We start from the raw sequence: 1,692 nt of genomic DNA, 5'->3' as shown, positions 1-1,692 counted from the left end.
CTACATTCCTTTTATGGGTTACTGCCAATGTAGTGTTACTGCTTATAAGATTTTGATGAATTGCCTCAATGTAGACTATAACTCCATCAGGTGACTTGCTTTTTAAATTCATTAAATCTTTTCTTTGTACGCTTTTCTGTTATTCTAAATTCTGAGGTAAGGATAACTAATGACACTCCACACATTTGGTGTTCTTATTCATTACAAACGGGCAATGGTTTAATGAAAAATGCTAATTACAGATATCCGTAGGACATCAATAGCGTTGAAGGTGTACCTGATAGGTTCTAGCTAAACTAATTATGGATTTGATTGAATTATCAGGAAGAAGGATCACCTATTTTACATCCTTCTTAAGGGGTGTTATATTAATTATTTTAGTTTAGCGTTAGTTTAGTATACATGACATATCTGTGAAATTGGTATTTCATTAAGACAGGACTATAAATTTAATAAAAATGATAAGAGACAAGAAGTTCAATGTAGTTTGCTTTGGGGAAGTACTGTGGGATAATCTGCCCTCTGGTAGAAAACCAGGAGGCGCAGTAATGAATGTTGCTTATCATTTAAATAAACTGGGCTTAAATGCTGAACTGATCAGTAGTGTTGGTAATGATCGGGATGGTAAGGAACTTTTGAAAGTACTTACAGAACTCAAATTAAGTATAGAATATTGCCAGGTAGATCAGGAGCATAAGACTTCCAGCGTAGAAGTGGAGGTCACAAATGATCATGAAATGAAATATGATATTGTTTATCCTGTAGCCTGGGATTATATCAGGTTTGAAGATCGCTTTACCGGGTTGGTGAAAAATGCCGACGCGCTGGTCTTTGGTAGTTTGTCAGGCAGAAATGAGGGCAGCAGAAAGACCCTGTATCAAATTTTAGAAATGGCAGCTTATAAGGTGATGGATGTAAATCTGAGGGCACCTCATTATGATTCCGCTTATGTTTCAGCCTTGCTGGAGAAAACAGATCTGTTGAAGCTGAATCAGGAAGAGTTAGGAATTCTTACTGACTGGTATAGTAAAAGTTGTAAAAATGAATCTGACCGGGTATCACTCCTGCAGGATAAGTTTGATATCGCCGAGGTGCTGGTTACCAAAGGAAGTAAAGGAGCTACATATCATGGGATCCAAACTGAGTATCATTGGGCAGCCTATGATATTATAGTTAACGATACCGTTGGGAGTGGTGATTCTTTTCTTGCCGCTTTTCTTTCTAAGCGGCTAAATAAGGATTATATTCAGGATACCTTAGATTTTGCAGTCGCATTAAGTGCATTTATTACTACGCAGACAGGGGCCTGTCCTCCTTATCAGCGGGCTACTATTAACCGGTTCATGATAGATCAGCAGCACAAACGATAAGATAAAGACTGGCATAGTGCTACTTCCATAGAAATCACAACAAGGATTCTCCTGATTCTTGTCATAGGCCCCTGTAAAGATCCGGTATAATAACATAACGCAGTCACCAGGAGAATACTTCAATTTATTGGCTGATGTGAGCGTATTGATGTTACTTCTGCTCTGTGGAGGTAATACCCGTCGCCTTTTTCGGTTTGCAGGAGGCTCTTTTTAAGATTTACACGTTGTAGTTCATGTAGTTAAGTATATGATGCAATTATAAGGGCAATAATGTTTGCGGGGCGGTTAAATTTTCCTACTTTTGCATCCCGCTTCGGCGGAA

Annotated in this window: 1 protein-coding gene; it reads left to right on the top strand. The window is 38.4% G+C overall.

What is annotated here, in order from left to right:
* The first annotated feature begins 458 nt into the window (after positions 1-458).
* The gene (locus tag OQX61_RS24185; protein WP_265844418.1) at positions 459-1,370 is read left to right on the top strand and encodes a carbohydrate kinase; all 912 of its coding nucleotides are present in this window, start codon (positions 459-461) and stop codon (positions 1,368-1,370) included.
* Positions 1,371-1,692 lie beyond the last annotated feature (322 nt).

Origin of the sequence: Pedobacter sp. PLR (assembly GCF_026239675.1) — a bacterium.
Lineage (GTDB): Bacteria > Bacteroidota > Bacteroidia > Sphingobacteriales > Sphingobacteriaceae > Pedobacter.
The sequence above is the reverse complement of the archived record's forward strand: the minus strand, read 5'-3'. Positions and strand labels throughout refer to the sequence as shown.